Source organism: Streptomyces amritsarensis (assembly GCF_001953875.1).
In the GTDB taxonomy this organism is placed as follows: Bacteria; Actinomycetota; Actinomycetes; order Streptomycetales; family Streptomycetaceae; genus Streptomyces; species Streptomyces amritsarensis.
Genome location: NZ_MQUR01000024.1, coordinates 36,235 through 53,876, shown reverse-complemented (window position 1 = coordinate 53,876; position 17,642 = coordinate 36,235). Strand labels below are relative to the sequence as shown.

At 74.7% G+C, this 17,642-nt stretch carries 16 protein-coding genes; 12 read left to right on the top strand and 4 right to left on the bottom strand.

Annotated features, from left to right (window positions below; all coding sequences use genetic code 11):
- Positions 1-237 precede the first annotated feature (237 nt).
- The 5 genes from murJ to AVW11_RS13320 all read left to right on the top strand — a co-directional run bounded on the left by murJ (position 238) and on the right by AVW11_RS13320 (position 5,985).
- Entirely contained in the window at positions 238-1,920 is a 1,683-nt protein-coding gene (gene murJ, locus AVW11_RS13340) for a murein biosynthesis integral membrane protein MurJ (RefSeq protein ID WP_167389224.1), read from the top strand.
- The gene (locus AVW11_RS13335) at positions 1,910-2,686 is read left to right on the top strand and encodes a polysaccharide deacetylase family protein (protein ID WP_076044075.1); all 777 of its coding nucleotides are present in this window, start codon (positions 1,910-1,912) and stop codon (positions 2,684-2,686) included. The genes murJ and AVW11_RS13335 overlap by 11 nt, the downstream gene beginning before the upstream one ends.
- Positions 2,683-3,999 (top strand): glycosyltransferase, encoded by a 1,317-nt coding sequence (locus AVW11_RS13330; RefSeq protein WP_240528169.1) that lies wholly within the window; start codon positions 2,683-2,685, stop codon positions 3,997-3,999. Before AVW11_RS13335 ends, AVW11_RS13330 begins: the two co-directional genes overlap by 4 nt.
- A 70-nt stretch (positions 4,000-4,069) precedes the next feature.
- Positions 4,070-4,846, top strand: a complete 777-nt coding sequence (locus AVW11_RS13325) for a YveK family protein (protein ID WP_051700635.1) — start codon at positions 4,070-4,072, stop codon at positions 4,844-4,846.
- Positions 4,843-5,985: a GNAT family N-acetyltransferase gene (locus tag AVW11_RS13320; RefSeq protein WP_060179426.1), complete on the top strand. Its 1,143-nt coding sequence runs from the start codon at positions 4,843-4,845 to the stop codon at positions 5,983-5,985. Before AVW11_RS13325 ends, AVW11_RS13320 begins: the two co-directional genes overlap by 4 nt.
- A 5-nt stretch (positions 5,986-5,990) precedes the next feature.
- On the opposite strand, the gene AVW11_RS13315 is transcribed toward AVW11_RS13320, so the two are convergent.
- Positions 5,991-7,610: a glycoside hydrolase family 26 protein gene (locus AVW11_RS13315; protein WP_076044074.1), complete on the bottom strand. Its 1,620-nt coding sequence runs from the start codon at positions 7,608-7,610 to the stop codon at positions 5,991-5,993.
- A gap of 294 nt (positions 7,611-7,904) precedes the next feature.
- Here AVW11_RS13315 and AVW11_RS13310 point away from each other — a divergent pair, with 294 nt between their 5' ends.
- The 5 genes from AVW11_RS13310 (at position 7,905) to AVW11_RS37395 (ending at position 13,167) form a co-directional block, all read left to right on the top strand.
- Positions 7,905-9,152: a carboxylate--amine ligase gene (locus tag AVW11_RS13310; RefSeq protein WP_420856379.1), complete on the top strand. Its 1,248-nt coding sequence runs from the start codon at positions 7,905-7,907 to the stop codon at positions 9,150-9,152.
- Between the two features lie 67 nt (positions 9,153-9,219).
- Positions 9,220-10,533: an NAD(P)-binding domain-containing protein gene (locus tag AVW11_RS13305; protein WP_060179496.1), complete on the top strand. Its 1,314-nt coding sequence runs from the start codon at positions 9,220-9,222 to the stop codon at positions 10,531-10,533.
- Positions 10,534-10,546: 13 nt separating this feature from the next.
- Positions 10,547-10,822, top strand: a complete 276-nt coding sequence (locus AVW11_RS13300) for a hypothetical protein (RefSeq protein WP_030852563.1) — start codon at positions 10,547-10,549, stop codon at positions 10,820-10,822.
- Positions 10,823-10,918: 96 nt separating this feature from the next.
- Positions 10,919-12,922 carry a SpoIIE family protein phosphatase gene (locus AVW11_RS13295; protein ID WP_079070724.1) on the top strand — a complete coding sequence of 668 codons (2,004 nt, stop codon included), beginning with the start codon at positions 10,919-10,921 and terminating at the stop codon, positions 12,920-12,922.
- A gap of 95 nt (positions 12,923-13,017) precedes the next feature.
- Positions 13,018-13,167 (top strand): hypothetical protein, encoded by a 150-nt coding sequence (locus tag AVW11_RS37395; protein ID WP_158076134.1) that lies wholly within the window; start codon positions 13,018-13,020, stop codon positions 13,165-13,167.
- A 37-nt stretch (positions 13,168-13,204) separates the two neighbouring features.
- Here the strand turns inward: AVW11_RS37395 and AVW11_RS13290 are convergent, their stop codons facing one another.
- Complete coding sequence (locus AVW11_RS13290; RefSeq protein ID WP_143568837.1) at positions 13,205-13,642, bottom strand: DUF6299 family protein; 438 nt, start codon at positions 13,640-13,642, stop codon at positions 13,205-13,207.
- A 155-nt stretch (positions 13,643-13,797) separates the two neighbouring features.
- On the opposite strand from AVW11_RS13290, the gene AVW11_RS13285 reads away from it, so the two are divergent.
- Together AVW11_RS13285 and AVW11_RS13280 are read left to right on the top strand one after the other, a co-directional pair.
- Positions 13,798-14,382, top strand: a complete 585-nt coding sequence (locus tag AVW11_RS13285) for a DUF4352 domain-containing protein (protein WP_060179421.1) — start codon at positions 13,798-13,800, stop codon at positions 14,380-14,382.
- Between the two features lie 57 nt (positions 14,383-14,439).
- Entirely contained in the window at positions 14,440-14,934 is a 495-nt protein-coding gene (locus AVW11_RS13280; RefSeq protein ID WP_030852554.1) for a DUF5949 family protein, read from the top strand.
- A 141-nt stretch (positions 14,935-15,075) separates the two neighbouring features.
- Here the strand turns inward: AVW11_RS13280 and AVW11_RS13275 are convergent, their stop codons facing one another.
- Positions 15,076-16,323 (bottom strand): cytochrome P450, encoded by a 1,248-nt coding sequence (locus tag AVW11_RS13275; RefSeq protein WP_076044072.1) that lies wholly within the window; start codon positions 16,321-16,323, stop codon positions 15,076-15,078.
- Positions 16,324-16,426: 103 nt separating this feature from the next.
- Complete coding sequence (locus tag AVW11_RS13270; protein WP_076044071.1) at positions 16,427-17,584, bottom strand: low temperature requirement protein A; 1,158 nt, start codon at positions 17,582-17,584, stop codon at positions 16,427-16,429.
- Positions 17,585-17,642: the final 58 nt, after the last annotated feature.

Genomic DNA, 17,642 nt, shown 5'->3' with positions numbered 1-17,642 from the left:
CTGTTCGGCGCCGCCGGCTATCCCGGCGGCGCCCCGGCGGGGCTCGGCGTACGGGTGGCGGCGCGCCCCACGGGCGCATCCGCCGACGCGTCCCGAGCCCGGGCTTCGGCCGACGGGCTCGGCGATGTCCGCCACGAGGACGGGGCCGCCGGACCGGGCGGGGAACAGCCCCGTGCCGCGGCCTCCGTACGCTCCACCCCGGGCGTCCGCCGGGGCGGTGATCCGGTCGGGGCCGGCGTGAGCCGGTTCGGACGCGGCCGCCGCCGGGGCGGGTCCACCGGGCCGGCCGGACGGTCCGCCGAGCCCGCCGCAGGCGCCCCGCTCGGGCGGTTCCTGGCCAAGGCGGCCGCCGTGACCGCCGGGCTCACCGCCGCCGGGGCCATCTTCGGGCTGGTGCGCGACCAGACCATCGCGCACCTCTTCGGCGCCGGGCACGACAGCGACGCCTTCCTCATCGCCTGGACCGTCCCGGAGATGGCCTCGACGCTGCTGATCGAGGACGCCATGGCGCTGCTGATGGTCCCGGCCTTCAGCCACGCACTGGCCCGGCGGGCCTCCGCCCGGGCCGGGCTGACCCGCAGACAGGCCCGCGCACAGGACCCCGTACGGCTGCTGGTCGGGGCGACCCTGCCGCGGCTGGTGCTGCTCCTGGCCGTCGTCGCCGCCGTCCTCGTCGCCGCCGCGCCCGCCGTCGTCGCCGTGCTCGCGCCCGGCCTGCCCGACCCCGCACTGGCCGTCGAGTGCACCCGCCTGACCGCGCTGACCGTGCTCTCCTTCGGAATCGCCGGCTACTTCAGTGCCGCACTGCGCGCGCACCGCTCCTTCCTGCCGCCCGCCGCGATCTACGTCTCGTACAACATCGGCATCATCGCCACGATGGTGACCCTCCACTCCCTGTGGGGCGTGCGGGCCGCCGCCGCGGGCGTCGCCGTCGGCGGACTGCTGATGGCGCTCGTCCAACTCCCCGCCTTCATCCGCCATGTGGGCTTCGGCCCGCCCCGGGCCAGACGGGCCGCCGCCCCGCGCAGCCAGCGCGACCGCGACCGCCCCACCCTCATCGCCTTCGGGGTCATCGCCCCCGTCATCCTCTTCGCCGTCTTCCGCCAGTCGCAGGTACTCGTCGAACGGTTCCTGGCCGCCTCGCTCCCCTCCGGGGCGATCTCCCACCTCAACTACGCGCAGAAGGTCGCGCAGATGCCGATGGTGCTGTCGCTGATGATCTGCACCGTCACCTTCCCCGTCGTCGCCCAGGCCATGGCCGGCGGAGAGCGGGACAAGGCCCGCCGCCGTGTGGAGCGGGACCTGGCACTGGCCTCCCTCGCCGTCCTGATGGGCACCGCACTCGTCATCGGCTACGCCCCCCAGATCATCCAGGTCCTCTTCGAACGCGGCGCCTTCACCCACGACGACACCCTCGCCACCGCCTCCGTCATGCGGGTCTACGGACTCGGACTGCTCGGCCACTGCCTCGTCGGGGCACTGTCCCGGCCCTTCTTCTCGACCGCCCGGCCCACCTGGTTCCCGGCGCTCGCGATGGGTGCCGGACTGCTCGTCAACATCGTGGCCGGAGCCTTCGCCGTCCGCTGGTGGGGCACCTACGGGATCGCCGCCGCCAACGCCGCCGGCATCTCCACCGCCGCCGTCCTGCTGCTCACCGGTCTCGGCCCGCGGATCATCGCCATCCACGTCCGCCGGGTCGCCGTCAGCATCGGACGGCTCGCGGTGGCCGCCGTCGCCGCCTGCGCCACCGGCTGGATCGCCGGGCCGATGATCCCCGATCCGCTGCTCAGCGCCGGCCTCGGCTGCCTGCTCGTCCCGGCCATGTTCGGCGCCACCGGCATGGCCATACGCGCCCTCGAAGTCACCGCCCTGCCCGGTCAGATCTCCCAGTTCACGCAGAGGTTCCGCAATGCCCGCTGACACCGACACGGCCCCCGCCGCCGTGGTGGTCCCCGCCCGCCGGACCGCATCGCCGTGGGTCCTGATGTACCACTCCGTCGCCGAGTTCACCGACCCCGCCGAGGACCCGTACGGGATCACCGTGACCCCGCTCGCCCTGGAGGCGCAGCTGCTGTGGCTGCGCTCCCGGGGCCTGCGCGGGGTGTCGGTCGGCGAACTGCTGCGGGCCCGCGCCGCCGGACGCGGAGCCGGGCTCGTCGGACTGACCTTCGACGACGGCTACACCGACTTCCTGACCCACGCGCTGCCGCTGCTCCAGCGCCACGACTGCACCGCCACCCTGTTCGTGCTGCCCGGACGGCTCGGCGTGCACAACGTGTGGGACCCGCTGGGCCCCCGCAAGTCCCTGCTCACCGCCGAGGGGATCCGCGAAGTCGCCGCCGCCGGACAGGAGATCGGCTCGCACGGCCTGCTCCACCAGGACCTCACCGCCACCGCCGACGACGTGCTCCAGCAGGAACTGCGCGGCAGCCGCGACCTGCTGCGCGAGCTGACCGGCACCCTGCCCGAGGGCTTCTGCTACCCGTACGGGCACCTCGACGCCCGGGTCGTCGACGCGACGCGCGCCGCCGGCTACGGATACGCCTGCGCCATCGACCCCGGGCGGCTCGCCGGCCCGCACGCCCTGCCGCGCACGCACGTCAGCCAGGCCGACAGCGGCACTCGGCTGCGCGTCAAGCAGGTGCGCCACCGGGTCCGGGAGCTGCGGCGGGCGGTGCACCGGTGAAGCCGATCGAGGCCGTCAAGGCCCTGCACGTCATCACCGGCCTCGGCGTCGGCGGCGCCGAGCAGCAACTGCGGCTGCTGCTGCGGCACATGCCGATGCGGTGCGACGTCCTGACGCTGACCAACCCCGGCCCGGTGGCCGAGGGGCTGCGCGCCGACGGCGTACGGGTCGTGCACCTGGGCATGCGCGGCAACCGGGACCTGGGGGCGGTGCCGCGGCTCGTCCGGTTCATCCGCCGCGGCCGGTACGACCTCGTGCACACCCACCTGTACCGGGCCTGCGTGTACGGGCGCCTCGCGGCCCGGCTCGCGGGCACCGGGGCGACCGTCGCCACCGAGCACTCCCTCGGCGAGGGCGAGATCGAGGGCCGGCCGCTCTCGGGCGGGGTGCGCGCGCTGTACCTGGCCAGCGAGCGGCTGGGCGCGGCGACCGTGGCCGTCTCCGACACCGTCGCCGCCCGGCTGGAGGGATGGGGGGTGCCGGCCGCGCGGGTCCACGTCGTCCCCAACGGCATCGAGGCCGTCCGCTTCCGCTTCGACGAGGGCGTCCGCCGGGCCACGAGGGCCCGCACCGGGCTGCCCGAGCGGGCCTTCGTCGTCGGCGGGGTCGGCCGGCTGGTCCCCGGCAAGCGGTTCGACGTGCTGGTGCGGGCCGTGGCCGCGCTGCCGGGCGCCCACCTGCTGCTGGCCGGGGACGGCCCGGAGCGGGCGGGGCTGCGCCGGCTGGCCGCCGAGCTCGGCGCCCAGAGCCGCATCCACCTGCTGGGCGAGCGGGACCCGCTGGGCGACAGCGCGGACGGCCGCACCCCCGGCATCCCGGCCCTGCTGGCCGCCATGGACGTCTTCGTCTCGCCGTCGCGGGAGGAGGCCTTCGGGCTCGCGGTCGTCGAGGCCCTGGCCGCCGGACTTCCGGTCCTGCACGTGACCTGTCCGGCCATCGACGACCTGCCCGCCGCGGAGGCCCCCGGGGCCCGCCGCATCGGCACCGGCACGGAGGAACTCTTCGCGGCACTGCGCGGCCACATGGAGGCGGGCGCCCGCCGGCTGCCCCCGCCCCCGGTCGTGCGCCGCTACGACATCGCCCGCAGCGCGAGCCGGCTGCTGGACGTCTACGACCTCGCCCTGTCGGCCGCGCCGGGAGCGGCGCCGACGGCACGGGGCGCCGCGCCGGACCGGCGGACGCCGGGCACCGCCGCGGACCCCGCACCGGATCCGGCCGGCGCTGCGGCCCCGGACCCCGCGCCGCGGCCGGCGGCGGGACTCACCGTCCCCGGGCCCGGCTCCCCCCGGAAGACGCCGGGCGCCCGTGGCTGATCCGCACCCCCGAAGGGGTCCCGGCCGGGACCCGAAGCAACCCACCTCCCTCCAGGAAGCGAGCACGACCATGTCCGACACCGCGGCGAAGAAGTCAGAGAAGCCGGAGAACCCCGACCGGAAGCCGGAGCGCAAGGGCGACCACCGGTCCGGGAAGCGGCCCAGGCGGCGTTTCACCCGGCCCCCCGTGTGGTGGCCGCTGCCCGCCTGCGCCGTGCTGGGGCTGGCGGCAGGCGGCGCGTACGGGGTGCTCAAGGCCCCCGAGTACGCCGCGACCAGCTATGTCGTCGCCGTTCCCGACGACACCACCGAGCCCGCCACCGCCCTCGGCTTCGCGCAGGCGTACGCCCGTATCGCCACCAGCAGCTCCACCCTCGCCTACGCACAGCCCCGCGCCGGCATCACCGCGCGGCAGCTGCGGACCCAGGTACGGGCCGAGACCTCCCCCGAATCCCCGATGATCGCCATCACCGGCACCTCCAAGAGTCCCGCCGAGGCCGCCGACATCGCGAACGCCGTCGCCGACGCCCTGTCGCTGAGCAGCAACCAGGCCGCCAAGAACACCGGCGTCCAGCTCCTGCTCTTCAACCAGGCCGTGGCCCCCACCGACCCGGCCTCCCCGTCCGCCGCCATCAGCGGCGCCGTGGGGCTGTGCGCCGGCGGGCTGCTGGGCGGCCTGTGGCTGCTCGCCCGGCCCGGCCGCGCCCGACGCCCCGAGGAGGGCGGGGCCGCGCCCGCGGCCGGTCCGGCGGCCGAACCGGTCGCGGAGCGCGTGGCCGAGGAGTACGCCACGCTTCCCGCGCAGGGTGAGCCGGTCTCGGCCAAGGAGAAGGAGTCCGTGCGATGAGTTCGGGCTCCGCCGGGGCCCTGTCGGTGACGCTGTGCCGCGACCCCCGGCAGTTCGCCGCGCTGGAGGAGCCGTGGAACCGGCTCGTCCGCGCCTGTCCCACCGCCACCCCGTTCCAGAGCCACGCCTGGCTGCACTCCTGGTGGCTGTCGTACGGGAAGGACGGCCGGCTCCGGATCGTCCTCGTCCGGCGCGGCGGGGAACTGGTCGGAGCGGCCGCCCTGATGCTCGTGCACCGGCCGCTTCCGCTGCTGGTGCCCCTCGGCGGCCCGATCACCGACTACTTCGACGTGCTCGTGGCCGCGGAGCACGCCGCCCAGGTCGTCCCGGCGCTGGCCCACGGGCTGCACCGGGCCGCCCGCGGCGCGGTGGTCGACCTGCGGGAGGTCCGTCCGGGGGCCGCCGCCGAGGAGGTGTACCGGCAGTGGCCCGGTATCGGCAGCAGGCTCGCCGACTCCACGTGCATGGAGCTGCCGACCCTGCCGTTCGACGAACTGGTCAAGCGGATGCCTGCCTCCGGCGCCCAGCGGGTGCGGGCGAAGCTGCGCAAGACCGACGCGGCCGGGATCGAGGAGCACGAGGCCACCGAGCACGAAGTGCCGCGCGCGGTACGGAACCTGCTGCGGCTGCACGAGAAGCAGTGGCGCGGCCGCGGGGTGACCCCCGAGCACCTGCGTCCCCGCTTCGCCGAGCACCTCACCCGGGCGACCCGCCGGATGGTGCGGGCGGGGGAGGGCCGGCTGACGGAGTTCCGGCTGGACGGCAAGGTGGTGGCGGCCAACGTCACGCTGCTGTCGGCGGGCCTCAGCGGCGGCTACCTCTACGGGGCCGACCCGGACCTGCGGGCGCGCAAGGTGGACGTGGCGACGCTGCTGCTGCGCCACGAGGCCCGGCGGGCGCTGGCCGAAGGCCGGCCGGTGGTCAGCTTCCTGCGGGGCAACGAGCCGTACAAGAACCACTGGCGGCCCCGGACGGTCGTCAACCAGCGCTTCCTGATGTCCACGAGCGCGCTCGCGCCCCTGCTGCGGCTCCACGAGTCGCAGGTGACGGGGCGCGAGCGGGCGGTGGACGCGCTGCGCGAGGCGCTGCCGGCCGCCAGGGACTGGCGGGCGCGGCTCAACGAACTGCGGGTGCGATGACGCGTCTAGAAGGGCCAGAAGCCGGAGTCGTCGCCCAGGTCGAGCTTGATGCAGACCGACTGCTTGCCGACGAGCTTGGACAGCCACTCGCCGAAGTTGATCGGTACGCACCACTGCATGCTGTTGAGCGGCGGCCGCTGCGGCTGCGGCAGGGGCTTCGCAGGTGTGGGCGCGGGCACGGGTACGACCGGGCCCGGCGTGACGGGAGCCGTCGCCACGGGCGAGGGAGTCACGGGCGAGGGCTTCGGCACGTCGGGGCTGGGGGTGACGGGCTCGGGGACGGCGGGGCTCGGCTCCAGCGGGCTGGGGCTGGGGCTGCTGCTCGGGGCGACGGGGGTCGGGACCTCCGGGCTCGGCGCGACCGGGGTCGGGACCTCCGGGCTCGGCGCGACCGGGGTCGGCGCGACCGGGCTCGTTTCCACCGGCGAGGGCTCGGGCACCTGCGGGGTCGGGACTGCCGGGGTCGGGACCTGCGGGGTCGGGATGGCCGGGGTGGGCACCTGCGGGGTCGGGACTGCCGGGGTCGGGACCTGCGGGGTCGGGATGGCCGGGGTGGGAACGGCCGGCGTGGGCACCACGGGGGTCGGCACCACCGGCGTCGGCACGACCGGCGTCGGCACGACCGGCGTCGGGACCACCGGGCCGGGCACCTCGGGTGTCAGAGCGTCCCGGAACACCCTCGTGGACTGCGGGTTCTGCTTGCACTGCCACACGCCGTGCGGGCAGTAGTCGGTGATGGTGTGGTAGAGCGGCTTGTGCTGCGCGATCCACTGCAGCATGCGCCGCACGTACTCCGGATTGTCGCCTCGCCGGAACAGGCCCCACTCCGGGTAGGAGATCGCTTTGCGGTGTGCCCGCGCGAAGTCGACGTGCTTCTGGAGGCCGTACGGCTGGGAGATCTGGTCGTCGAAGGTCTGTCCGGGCCCCTGGTCGTAGGAATCCATCCCGATGATGTCGACGTAGTCGTCGCCCGGGTAGCACTTCGTCCAGCCGATCGCGTCCGTGCCCCTGTTCGGGGCGAAGTCGAATTTGAACTTCTGGCCGGGCACGGCGCGCATCACGGTGACGATGCGGCGCCAGTACACCTTCCAGTTCGCCGGGTCGGGGCGGCAGCGGTGGGTGTAGGTGACGCCGTTCATCTCCCAGCCGAGCACGATGACGGTGTCCGGCACGCCCAGCGACACCAGACGCTCGGCGAGCCTGCGGAAGTGCACGTCGTACTCGCCCTCCGCGCCCGCCCGGATCAGCCGGGCCACCTGCTGGTCGGGCACCCGCGCCTCGTTGCGCGCCTGCATGGGCACGTTGAGGACGAACATCCGGTCGTCGTCCGCGAGGCGCCACCGGGCCCAGTCCTCCAGGAAGGAGACCCGGCCCTCGATGCCCGCCCACTGGTCGCCGGGGAGATAGGTGTGGCCGACCCGGATCTCCTTGCCGCCGAGCCAGCGCGAGAGGTGCGGGATGCGGGCCACCCCGTCGGGGCCGTAGGCGAGATAGGCGCCCATGGCGGTGCCGGAGTCCTCGGTCCGGTTCTCGTCCGGCGTCGCGAGGGCGGCCCCGGTGGCGAGCAGTCCGGCCGTGACCGTACCGATGCAGGTGCTCGCCAGTCGGCGGCGTGGTGTGGGCATGGCGTCTCCCGGGCTTTCCTGAATCGGTGTGCTTACCAGAGACGTTAGGCATCAAATCTGACGAATGGCCTGTCCGGTGACTGCCACGTAGGCCATTAGCAGCTGCACACCACCCCCGCTTGGTCCGACTAGGTGAAAGACACCGTTGCCATGCACGCGTTCGCCAACCATGTGCCCGCCGTTGTGCTCAGACTCGACCGCAATCCCTTCCACCACGGGACCCTCGGCGCCGTCAGATCCCTTGGCCGCAAGGGCGTGGAGGTCCATGCCGTCGTCGAAGCCGGGGGAGGTCCCATGGGGCGTTCGCGGTACCTGCACGCCGTACACCCCGGTCCTCCCGGCGGGCTGGATCCGGAGACGCCCGAGGCCCTGCTGGAGTGCCTGACCGGGGTGTCGGAGCGGATCGGCCGCCCGGCCGTGCTCATCGCGATGGACGACCTGAGCGCCATCGCCGTGTCCCGGGTCGCCCCGATGCTCCGCGAGCGTTTCCGGATCCCCCACCAGCCCGACAACCTGCCTGCCCGGGTGGCCGACAAGGCCGAGCTGTCGCGGCTGTGCGCGCGGTGGGGGGTCCCGCACCCGCAGACCGTCGTCCCGGCGAGCGGAGCCGAGGCGGCGGAGGCGGCCTGGCGGCTGGGCCTGCCGGTGGTGGCCAAGTGGAGCCGGCCGTGGCTGCTGCCCGCCGGGGCGGACGGCCTGCGCAGCACCACGCTCGTGCACACCACCGCCGAGGCGCGCCGACTGTACGAGCGCTCCGCGGAGGCGGGGAGCCGGCTGCTGCTCCAGCGGTTCCTGCCGGCCGGCCCCGACACCGACTGGTTCTTCCACGGCGCCTTCACCCGAGGCGGGCACCCGCTGCTCGTCGGATCGGGCCGCAAGGAACTGTCCTGGCCGGTGCGCACGGGGCTGACGGCGGTGGGGCGCTGGCTGCCCGACCCGGCGGTGGAGGAGGCGGCGCTGCGGCTCGCCGAACACCTCGGCTACGAGGGGATCCTGGACCTGGACTTCCGCCGGGACGAGCGCGGGGTCTTCCGGCTGGTGGACTTCAACCCCCGCCCGGGCGCGCAGTTCAGGCTGTTCGCGGACGCGGCGGGACTGGACGTGGTCCAGGCGATGTACCTGGATCTGACGGGCCAGCGGGTGCCGCAGGCGTCGGGCGGCGCGGGCCGCGTCTTCGTCGCGGAGAACTACGCCCTGCTGGCGGCCGTACGGGGCCGTACGCTGCCGCGCCGCCGCCCGGCGGCGGACACCGCCTCCCCGAAGCCGGGACCGGCCCCGGAGCGGGGGCGGGTCGAGGCCGCCTGGTTCGCCTCCGACGACCTCCGGCCGTTCCTCGCGATGCTCGCGGCGTTCCTGGGACGCGGCGCGGCCAAGGGGGTACGGGTCCTGCGCGGTGTCCCGGCGCAGGGACGCCGCACCGCGCGCGCGGTCGTCCGTACGCCCCGGCAGCGCGGACGGGAGCGGTCGGGCGTGACCTCCGCGGTCTCCTGCCCCCGCCCGCCCGGGGCTTCGGCCGAGCCGGACGAACTGGTGACCCGTTGAGCGGGCGGGGACCGGCGGCCGGGGCCGGGCAGGTGACCACGGTGCTGAAGGAGCGGGTGTGACGCGGATCGACGACCTCGTGGTGATCGGCGCGGGCCCGTACGGGCTGTCGATCGCCGCCCACGCGGCCGGCGCGGGCCTGGGCGTACGGGTGCTGGGGCGGCCCATGGCGTCGTGGCGCGACCACATGCCCGACGGCATGTACCTGAAGTCCGAGCCCTGGTCCTCCAACCTGTCCGCGCCGGACGGGCGGCACACCCTGGCCGAATACTGCGCCTCCCTCGGAACCGTCGCGGAACACGGCACTCCGCTGCCCATCGGCACGTTCAGCGCGTACGGGATGTGGTTCGCCCGGCACGCCGGGCCGCAGGTGGAGGAGGTGACCGTCACGGAGGTGACCCCGCAGGGCGGCGGCTTCCGCGTCCGCACGGCCGAGGGACCGCCGCTGCTCGCCCGTACGGTCGCCGTCGCCGTCGGGGTGATGCCCTTCGCCCAGCACCCCGAGGCGCTGCGGGACCTCCCGCCCGCCCACTACTCGCACAGCAGCGGCCACCGGGACCTGTCCGGCTTCGCCGGCCGCGAGGTCGCCGTGCTCGGGGCCGGGCAGGCCGCCCTGGAGACCGCCGCCCTGCTGGCCGAGCAGGGTGCCAGGCCCTGCCTGGTGGCCCGGCGCTCCCGGCTGAACTGGAACACCGTCCCGCAGCCGTTGAGCCGGCCCCCGCTGCGCGCCCTGCGCGATCCGCACAGCGGCCTCGGCACGGGCTGGCGCAGCTGGGTGTGGTCGGAGCTGCCCTGGGCGGTGCGCCGGCTGCCCGCGCACACCCGGGAGCGGATCGCGGCGACCGCGCTGGGCCCGGCCGGCGCCTGGTGGCTGCGGGACCGCTTCGAGCGGCGCGTGCCGGCGCTGCTCGGCCACCGGCTGCACCGAGCGGTGGCGGCGGGCGAGCGGACCCGGCTCGGGCTGACCACACCCGCGGGTGAATCGGTGGTGCTGGACGTCGCCCACGTCATCGCGGCCACCGGCTTCGCCCCGGACCTGGCCCGGCTCGGCATGCTCGACGCGGGGCTGCGGGCCGCCCTGAAGACGGTGGGCAACGGCCGAGCCCCGGAGCTGGGCCCCGGCTTCGAGTCCTCGTGGCCCGGACTGTTCTTCGCGGGGCTGCTGGCGGCTCCCTCATTCGGCCCTTCCATGCGATTCGTGCACGGCGCGGGCTTCACGGCGGGGAGACTGGTGAGAGGAGTCCGCAAGCGCCTCGGTGCCAGGGGTCCGCGGCCGGGCTCCCCGGGTGTCGCCCGGCTCGTCCGGGCTGCTTCCCCCGGGCCGGGCCCGGGTGCACCCCCAGGGCATCCGAAGACGTACCTGCGGCGAGAGCCGCGGTGAGAAGGGGTCCGTGATGAGCACGGAGCGAGCGCAGGGCCGCGGCTGGGTACGCATTCCCGCCAGCCGCGGCGAACAGTCCGCCACGCCCGCCGGGCACGACCGGCCGGCGCACCCAGGACCGTACGCGGGCCCGTACCCGGGTCCGTACGCGTCGGCCGCCGCCACCGACCCGGCCACGATCTACCTCTCCGTCGTGCGGCGCTGGCGGGAAGCCGGACGCACCCTGCCGGGGCATCCCGACGAGGAGTGGGAGCGGCTGATTTCCCAGCCGTGCTGGCCCGGCCGTTAGGGGGTGCGGACGGTGGCAGCGGCGGAGCGCGACGGACCCGGGCCGGGCCGGCGGACCCCTGTGACCGACGCCGGGGAGCGGCTCGCGCTGAACGGCATGGGCAGCTTCGAATGGGACCTGGCCACGGGGACGGTGGCGCTGGACGCGGCCGCCATGGCCGTGTTCGACCTGGAGCCCGAGGAGTACGACGGCACCGCGGAGGGCGCCGCGCTGCGCGTGCGGCCCGAGGACGCGGCCCGGCTGCGCGAGACCATCGCCGGCGTCCTGGAGGAGGGCGGGGAGTCGTTCGGCGCCTACTTCACGGTGCACCGGCGCGACGGCCGCGACCAGTGGACGCACACCACGGGCCGGGTGGTGCGGGACGCCGGGGGCCAGGCCCTGCACATCGCCGGGATCGTCCGGGACGCGGCGGCGGAGCTGGCCCATGCGACGCTGCTGCGCAAGCTGGAGGCGGCGCGCGCCCAGCAGACGACGATCGTGCAGCGGACCACCGAGGCCCTGTCCCGGGCGGTGACGGTGGACGATGTGACGGCCGCGCTGACCGGGGCGGGTGCGCTGGAGCGGCTCGGGGCGGACGGTCTGGCCCTCGGGCTGGTCGAGGGCGGCACCATGAAGATCATCGCGCTGAGCGGGGAGTCGCTGGAGATCCTCAGCGAGCGCCGGTTCACCCGGATGGACGGGTCGCTGCCGCTCTCGCACGCCGTGCTGACCAGGCAGGCACGTTTCGTCACCTCGCTCACCGAGCTCGGCGGGGAGTTCCCGCTCCTCGCGGACTACCTGGCCCGCATCCGCTTCGACGCCGCCGCCTACCTGCCGCTGATCGCCCAGGCCAAGGCCATCGGCGGACTGGTCCTCTTCTACCGGCACCGGGAGGAGTTCAGCCCGGAGGAGCGCAACCTCTGCCTGGGCCTGGCCGGCATCGTGGCCCAGTCCCTGCAGCGGGCCCTCCTCTTCGACCAGGAACGGGAGTTCGCGACGGGCCTGCAGGCGGCCATGCTGCCGCGCCGGATCCCGGAGATCTCCGGCGGGGAGATCGCGGTCCGCTACCACGCCGCCTGGAGCGGGCGGGAGGTCGGCGGGGACTGGTACGACGTGATCGCGCTGCCCCGCAACCGGGTCGGCGTCGTCGTGGGCGACGTACAGGGCCACGACACGCACGCGGCGGCCATCATGGGCCAGCTGCGGATCGCGCTGCGGGCGTACGCGGGGGAGGGCCACCCGCCCTCCACGGTGCTGGCACGCGCCTCGCGCTTCCTCGCCGAGCTGGACACCGAGCGCTTCGCGACCTGCATGTACGCGCAGGTGGACCTGGAGACGGGCGGCGTCCGCGCGGTCCGCGCGGGCCATCTCGGCCCGCTGATCCGCCACACGGACGGGCGGACGGGCTGGCCCAACGTGCGCGGAGGCCTGCCGCTGGGCCTGGCCTCGGCCTTCGAGCAGGAGGAGTTCCCCGAGACCCAGCTCGACCTGGTACCCGGCGAGACGCTCGTCCTGTGCACCGACGGCCTCGTGGAGGAGCCCGGTACGACCATCACCGCGGGCATGGACGCCCTCGCCCACGCGGTGCGCAGCGGCCCCCAGGGCGCCGGGGCGCTCGCCGACCACCTCTCGGACCGGCTGTGGGAGCGCTGGGGCTCCGGGGACGACGTGGCCCTGCTGGTGCTGCGCAGGGCCCCCGACCCCGGCACCCACCGGGCGCCGCGCATCCACCAGTACATCCACCAGGCGGACCCGGAGGGCCTCTCGGAGGCCCGCTACGCCCTGCGGCAGGCCCTGCGCGACTGGGGTGTGCCGGAGCTCGCCGACGACGTGGAGGTGGCGGCGGGGGAGCTGCTGGTCAACGCCCTGCTGCACACCGACGGCGGGGCGGTGCTGACCATGGAGGTGCTGCCGGAGCCGGTGCGGCGGATCCGGCTGTGGGTCAAGGACCGCTCCAGCGTGTGGCCGCGCCGGCGCAGCCCCGGCGAGGCGGCCACCACGGGGCGCGGGCTGCTGCTGGTGGACGCCCTGGCCACGCACTGGGGCGTGGAGTCCCGGGGCGACGGCAAGGCGGTGTGGTGCGAGTTCGACGTCGGCGGCGGCCCCCGGGGCGCGGGGTGACCGGACGGACACGCCGAGTTGTGGGCCGCCGGGGCCGGGGTGATGATGCCGACCATGGAACGGAACGCGCTGTGCGCAGGCTGAGCAGGGGTGCCGTGACCGGCATCCTCGCCGCGCTCCTGCTGGCCGCCGGAGTGCCGGCGGTCGTGGACCGGACGACGGGACGGCCGCACGCGGACCCCGGCTGCCAGGCGGTGGCCTTCATGTCGATGACGGGCGTCGCGCCCGAGTGCCGGTCCCGGTAGCGGCGGCTACCGGGAAGACGCCACGGCCGCGCACGGTTCAGTGCCTGCGCACCTCGACGTCCTGCCTGTCCTGGGCGACGGTGGCGACCGACCTCGGCATCAGGCCCGAGAGGCGGACCTCCTGGAGCTCGGCGGTGACCACCGCGTGGCCCGGCCGCACGTTCACCCAGCGGCCCGGGGCCGTGGCCACCCACCGGCGCTCCGTGCCGTCGCAGACGGGCTGCTCCGCGCCGATGCTCAGCCGGCCGCCCTCGTGCTCGACGGTCGCCTTGATCTGCATCGCCCCCCTGGGTGAAGCCTGCTCGCAGCGGTACGACCCGGAAAGGGTGACGGTGCCGTCGCCCGCGACGTACGCGTCGTGGTGTACGGAAATACCTTGATTGAAAACGGTGGCGCCGGCCGGGGCGCAGAACAGCGTGGTGGCGGCCAGTGCGGAGAAGGCCGCGAGGGCCATTCGGTGCGGGGAGATGCGCATTCTTCCTCCAGGGGGTGCGGGCGGCGGTATTCCGCCGGAACGCATTGTGCTGGCAGGTGGCCGTACGCACTCGCTCCCCGCACTCGTGTCGGTGTGTGCAATTGCCTGCCCGGGCGCGTGAAACTGGCCGCAATACGTCCCCGAAGGGATCTTTCATGCGCCAGCCCGCCCTCCCCGCCCTCGCCCTCCTCCCGCTGCTGCTGCTCGGCGCCTCCGGCTGCCAGAGCGTTCCCGGGTCGGCCGCCCCCGCTCCGGCCGCGGCGCCGGCCGTCCCGGTGGACGACGGTGCTCCGGGGGGTGGGGCGGCTCCCGGACGGCCGGGCGCGAAGGATGCCCATGTGGGTGACGCCGTACGGGTGCACGGCACGCAGGTCGGCCGCCATCTGGAAGTCGTGCTCGGCGCCTACGTGGACCCGGCCATCAGCGTCGACAAGAACTACGCCCCGCCCGCCGGCCGGCGCTGGGTGGCCGCCTCGATGTCCTTCGTCAACGTGGGCGGTGCCTCGTACGGGGCGCTCGGACGCATGTGGGCGCACGACGGCGCGGGGCAGCGCCACCCGGTGGTGCCCACCGGTGAGCTGACGACCGGCAAACCGATCGTCTTCGATTCCCTGGAGGTCGGTGAGCGGGCAGAGGGGTGGGTGGTGTTCGAAATCCCGGAAAACGCGCGCATTGTGCGGCTCGAATACCAGGACGCGAACATCAGGGCGAATACCGGAGAGGGATTCTGGGCCGTCTAGCCCGCCCGGGTGAAAGGCCGTGAAAGGCCCGGGCGCGGGACCACTAGGGTGCGGCGCATGACTTCTACTCAAGCCGAAATCGACCGGTCCCAGCTCGGCACCCTTTCGGTGCTCGCCTGGATCGGCGACCCCTCGGAGGCGCACGACATCCCCTACCTCCTCGCCTACACCCTGGGCGACGGCCCGGGTGGCAGGGAGGCCGGTGAGGCGGCGGCCCGCGGGCTGCTGGAGGAGATCGGCCTGCCCATCGGCGACGTCGTCATGGACGGCACCCGCAACCCGGCCGGCTTCCCGGTGCAGATCCTGCTGGAGGGCAACCAGATCGCGCTCACCCTGCCCGGGATGAACGCGCAGTGCACCGCCCCCGACGAGTGGGTCGCCGCGGCGGACGAGAGCGGGCAGGCCTACTTCCTCTTCGCCACGCGCGCCTGGCCCGAGGCGGTCCCGGGGCGGCCGGTCGACGCGAAGACCCTCCAGGCCTTCGCGGGCGACGAGGAGGTCCTCACGGGCAGCGCCCACTGTGTGCTCTCCGTGCGGCGCCTGCAGAAGTAGCCGCCCGCCGGGCGCCCGCCCCACCCGCTCCGCCCACCCCACCCGCTCCGGCCGCCGGGCTCCCAGCCCGCCCGGTGGCCGGCCCCTCCCACGGCCCGTCCCGCGGGGCCGCCCCTCGGTGCCGCCCTGCGGGGCCGCCCTTCAGGGCCGCTCGAAGGCGAACCTGAGCGAACGGACCCGGTTGTCGAAGTTCGAGCCCGCCAGGTCCGGCAGGCCCACCGCGCGCAGCCCCACCGGCCGGGTCAGCAGCTCGCGGAAGAGCGCCTTCATCTCCACCCGGGCCAGATGGGCGCCCAGGCAGAAGTGCGGTCCGCCGCCCCCGAAGCCCAGGTGCGGATTGGGTGAGCGGGTGATGACGAAGGCGTCGGGGTCGGGGAAGACCGACTCGTCGCGGTTGGCGGAGGCGTAGTACAGGACCACCTTCTCGCCGGGCCGGAAGGTGCGGCCGCCCAGGGTGTGCTCGGCGACCACGGTCCGGCGGAACTGGATGATCGGCGTCGAGTGCCGGATCATCTCGTCGACGGCGCCGTCCGCGTGCCTGTCGAAGTCGCAGAGCAGCAGGTCCCGCTGGTCGGGGTGGTCGGTCAGCAGGGTCAGCCCGTGGGTGATGGCATTGCGGGTGGTCTCCACCCCGGCGACCATCAAGAGGGAGAAGAAGGCGCCGAGTTGGCGGGCCCCGAGGGCCTGGCCGTCGACGTTCGCGCAGACCAGCGCCGAGATCAGGTCGTCGGTGGGGTTCTTGCGGCGCTCCCGGCCGATGCCCGCCACCATCCGCTGCATCCGGGCCAGCGCGCGCAGCCCGCGGCCGGGCATCCGCAGCCGGGAGGCCAGGCCGCGCTCCACGCCGATGTTCTCCGAGGCGTGGTTGACCCGGTCGGCGATCTCGGCGCGGAAGCGCTCCGGGATGCCCATCATGTTGCAGATGACCTCCAGCGGCAGCCGGGAGGCCACCGCCGAGACGAACTCGTCGGGCCGGTCGGCCAGTACGTCGTCCACGATGCGGGCGGCCACGGCGTGGATGTCGGCCTCGGCGGCGGCCAGCAGCCGCGGGGTGAAGGCCCGCTGGACGATCTTGCGGAGCTGGGCGTGGTCCGGTCCGTCGAGGTTGACCATCGAGTCGCCGAACAGGGCGCGGACCCAGCGGGCCGGCTCGGGGGTGGTCACGCCGGGGGCGCTGGCGAAGACCTTGGGCAGCCGGCTGGCCTCCTGCACGTGGGCGTGCCGGACGAGGGCCCAGTGACCGGCCCCCTCGGGCACGAACACGGGGCCCTCGGCGGCGCGCAGGCGGGCGAAGACGGCGAGCCGGTGGGCGGGCGGCTGCTGCCAGAAGCCCGGCTCGGCCAACTCCCTGCCGGGGTCGGTGCCGTGGCGTTGCGCCGGGAGTGTCATGGCCGTGGCCTCCAGTCGGTGCGGTGCGTCCTGTTCGCTCTGCTCGTTCCGCGGTGGAGAACGGCGGCGGGGGCGTGGGGGTGACGGTCCGGCCGGCCGGCCGCTACGGGGCCCCGACGCCCCGTCGCTCGGCGAGGACCACGCCGACGGTGACCGTGGCCGCCGCGACGAGCCCCGCGTAGAGGACGGCGTAGGCGCCCGTCCAGGTGCAGGCGAGGGTGACCAGGGCGGCGACCGGCAGCACCAGCTGCTGGGCGAGGCCGCGCTTGAAGTGGCGCGAGTGCAGCAGCCACACCATGAAGAGGAAGGCCGCGGCCGGGACCATGACGGAGGCGTTCGCGGCGACCTGGGAGATGTGCGCCTTGCCGACGGCGTGCTCGACCGCGACCTCGATGCCCGCACCGATCGCCGCACCGGACGCGAAGACCAGCAGGTGGCCGTAACCCCACGGGATGGCCTCCCGGTTGGAGTTCAGGTGCTGGTGCATCGGTACGGCGAAGTAGATCCACCACGCGGCGAACACGATCAGCAGCCCGCCCGCGGCGATGGGGAGCAGCAGGTCGAGGGCCTCGTGCTCGTCGAGCGCGGACTTCACGGCCACCGTGCTCGCCGCGATCGTCTCGCCCAGCACGATGATGGTGAACAGGCCGTACCGCTCGACGATGTGGTGCGCGTGCCACGGCGTCCGGTGGCCGCGCTCGGCGATCACCGGGACCAGCAGCTCCGCCGCGACGAGGACGAGGAACAGCCAGCGCTTGGCGTCGTCCGGCGCGAACAGCAGGGCCACCCAGCCGATCTGGCAGATCACCAGCCCGGCAGCGTAGATCAGGGCCGCCGTGCGGGCGGGGCCGCGCTCCCCGGCGGCGGCCCGCAGCCACTGACCCGTCAGCGCGACACGCATGATGATGTAGCCGATGACGGCGACGGTCCAGTCGTTCTCGTCGAAGGCCGCGCCCACCCCCGCCGCGTAGACGAGGACGCCGGCGATCTGCACGAGCGTCGCGATCCGGTACGGCACGTCGTCGCAGTCGTAGGCGGAGGCGAACCAGGTGAAGTTCATCCAGGCCCACCACACGCCGAAGAAGACGAAGAAGTAGCCGATCACCCCGGTTCCGGGATGGCCCTCCGCGAGCGCGTGCACGAGCCGGGCGCCGGCCTGCGCGACCGCGACGACGAAACAGAGGTCGAAGAACAGCTCGAGCGGGGTCGCCGTGCGGTGGTCCTCGTCCCGGCTGCGGGCGGTCATGGGGGTGTAGGCCATACCGGCCAGCAGACCAGGGCGGTGCCGCGCCGCAGCTCAGGCGCGCTGCCGCGGGCGG

Coding starts and splice junctions, on each gene's coding strand:
- AVW11_RS13295 (WP_079070724.1), top strand. CDS start 10,919: ATGGGCAGCTTCGAATGGGACCTGGCCACGGGGACGGTGGCGCTGGAC.
- AVW11_RS13285 (WP_060179421.1), top strand. CDS start 13,798: ATGCGCCAGCCCGCCCTCCCCGCCCTCGCCCTCCTCCCGCTGCTGCTG.
- AVW11_RS13275 (WP_076044072.1), bottom strand. CDS start 16,323: ATGACACTCCCGGCGCAACGCCACGGCACCGACCCCGGCAGGGAGTTG.
- AVW11_RS13325 (WP_051700635.1), top strand. CDS start 4,070: ATGTCCGACACCGCGGCGAAGAAGTCAGAGAAGCCGGAGAACCCCGAC.
- AVW11_RS13335 (WP_076044075.1), top strand. CDS start 1,910: ATGCCCGCTGACACCGACACGGCCCCCGCCGCCGTGGTGGTCCCCGCC.
- AVW11_RS13300 (WP_030852563.1), top strand. CDS start 10,547: ATGAGCACGGAGCGAGCGCAGGGCCGCGGCTGGGTACGCATTCCCGCC.
- AVW11_RS13290 (WP_143568837.1), bottom strand. CDS start 13,642: ATGCGCATCTCCCCGCACCGAATGGCCCTCGCGGCCTTCTCCGCACTG.
- AVW11_RS13310 (WP_420856379.1), top strand. CDS start 7,905: ATGGGGCGTTCGCGGTACCTGCACGCCGTACACCCCGGTCCTCCCGGC.
- AVW11_RS13270 (WP_076044071.1), bottom strand. CDS start 17,584: ATGGCCTACACCCCCATGACCGCCCGCAGCCGGGACGAGGACCACCGC.
- AVW11_RS13320 (WP_060179426.1), top strand. CDS start 4,843: ATGAGTTCGGGCTCCGCCGGGGCCCTGTCGGTGACGCTGTGCCGCGAC.
- AVW11_RS13315 (WP_076044074.1), bottom strand. CDS start 7,610: ATGCCCACACCACGCCGCCGACTGGCGAGCACCTGCATCGGTACGGTC.
- AVW11_RS13280 (WP_030852554.1), top strand. CDS start 14,440: ATGACTTCTACTCAAGCCGAAATCGACCGGTCCCAGCTCGGCACCCTT.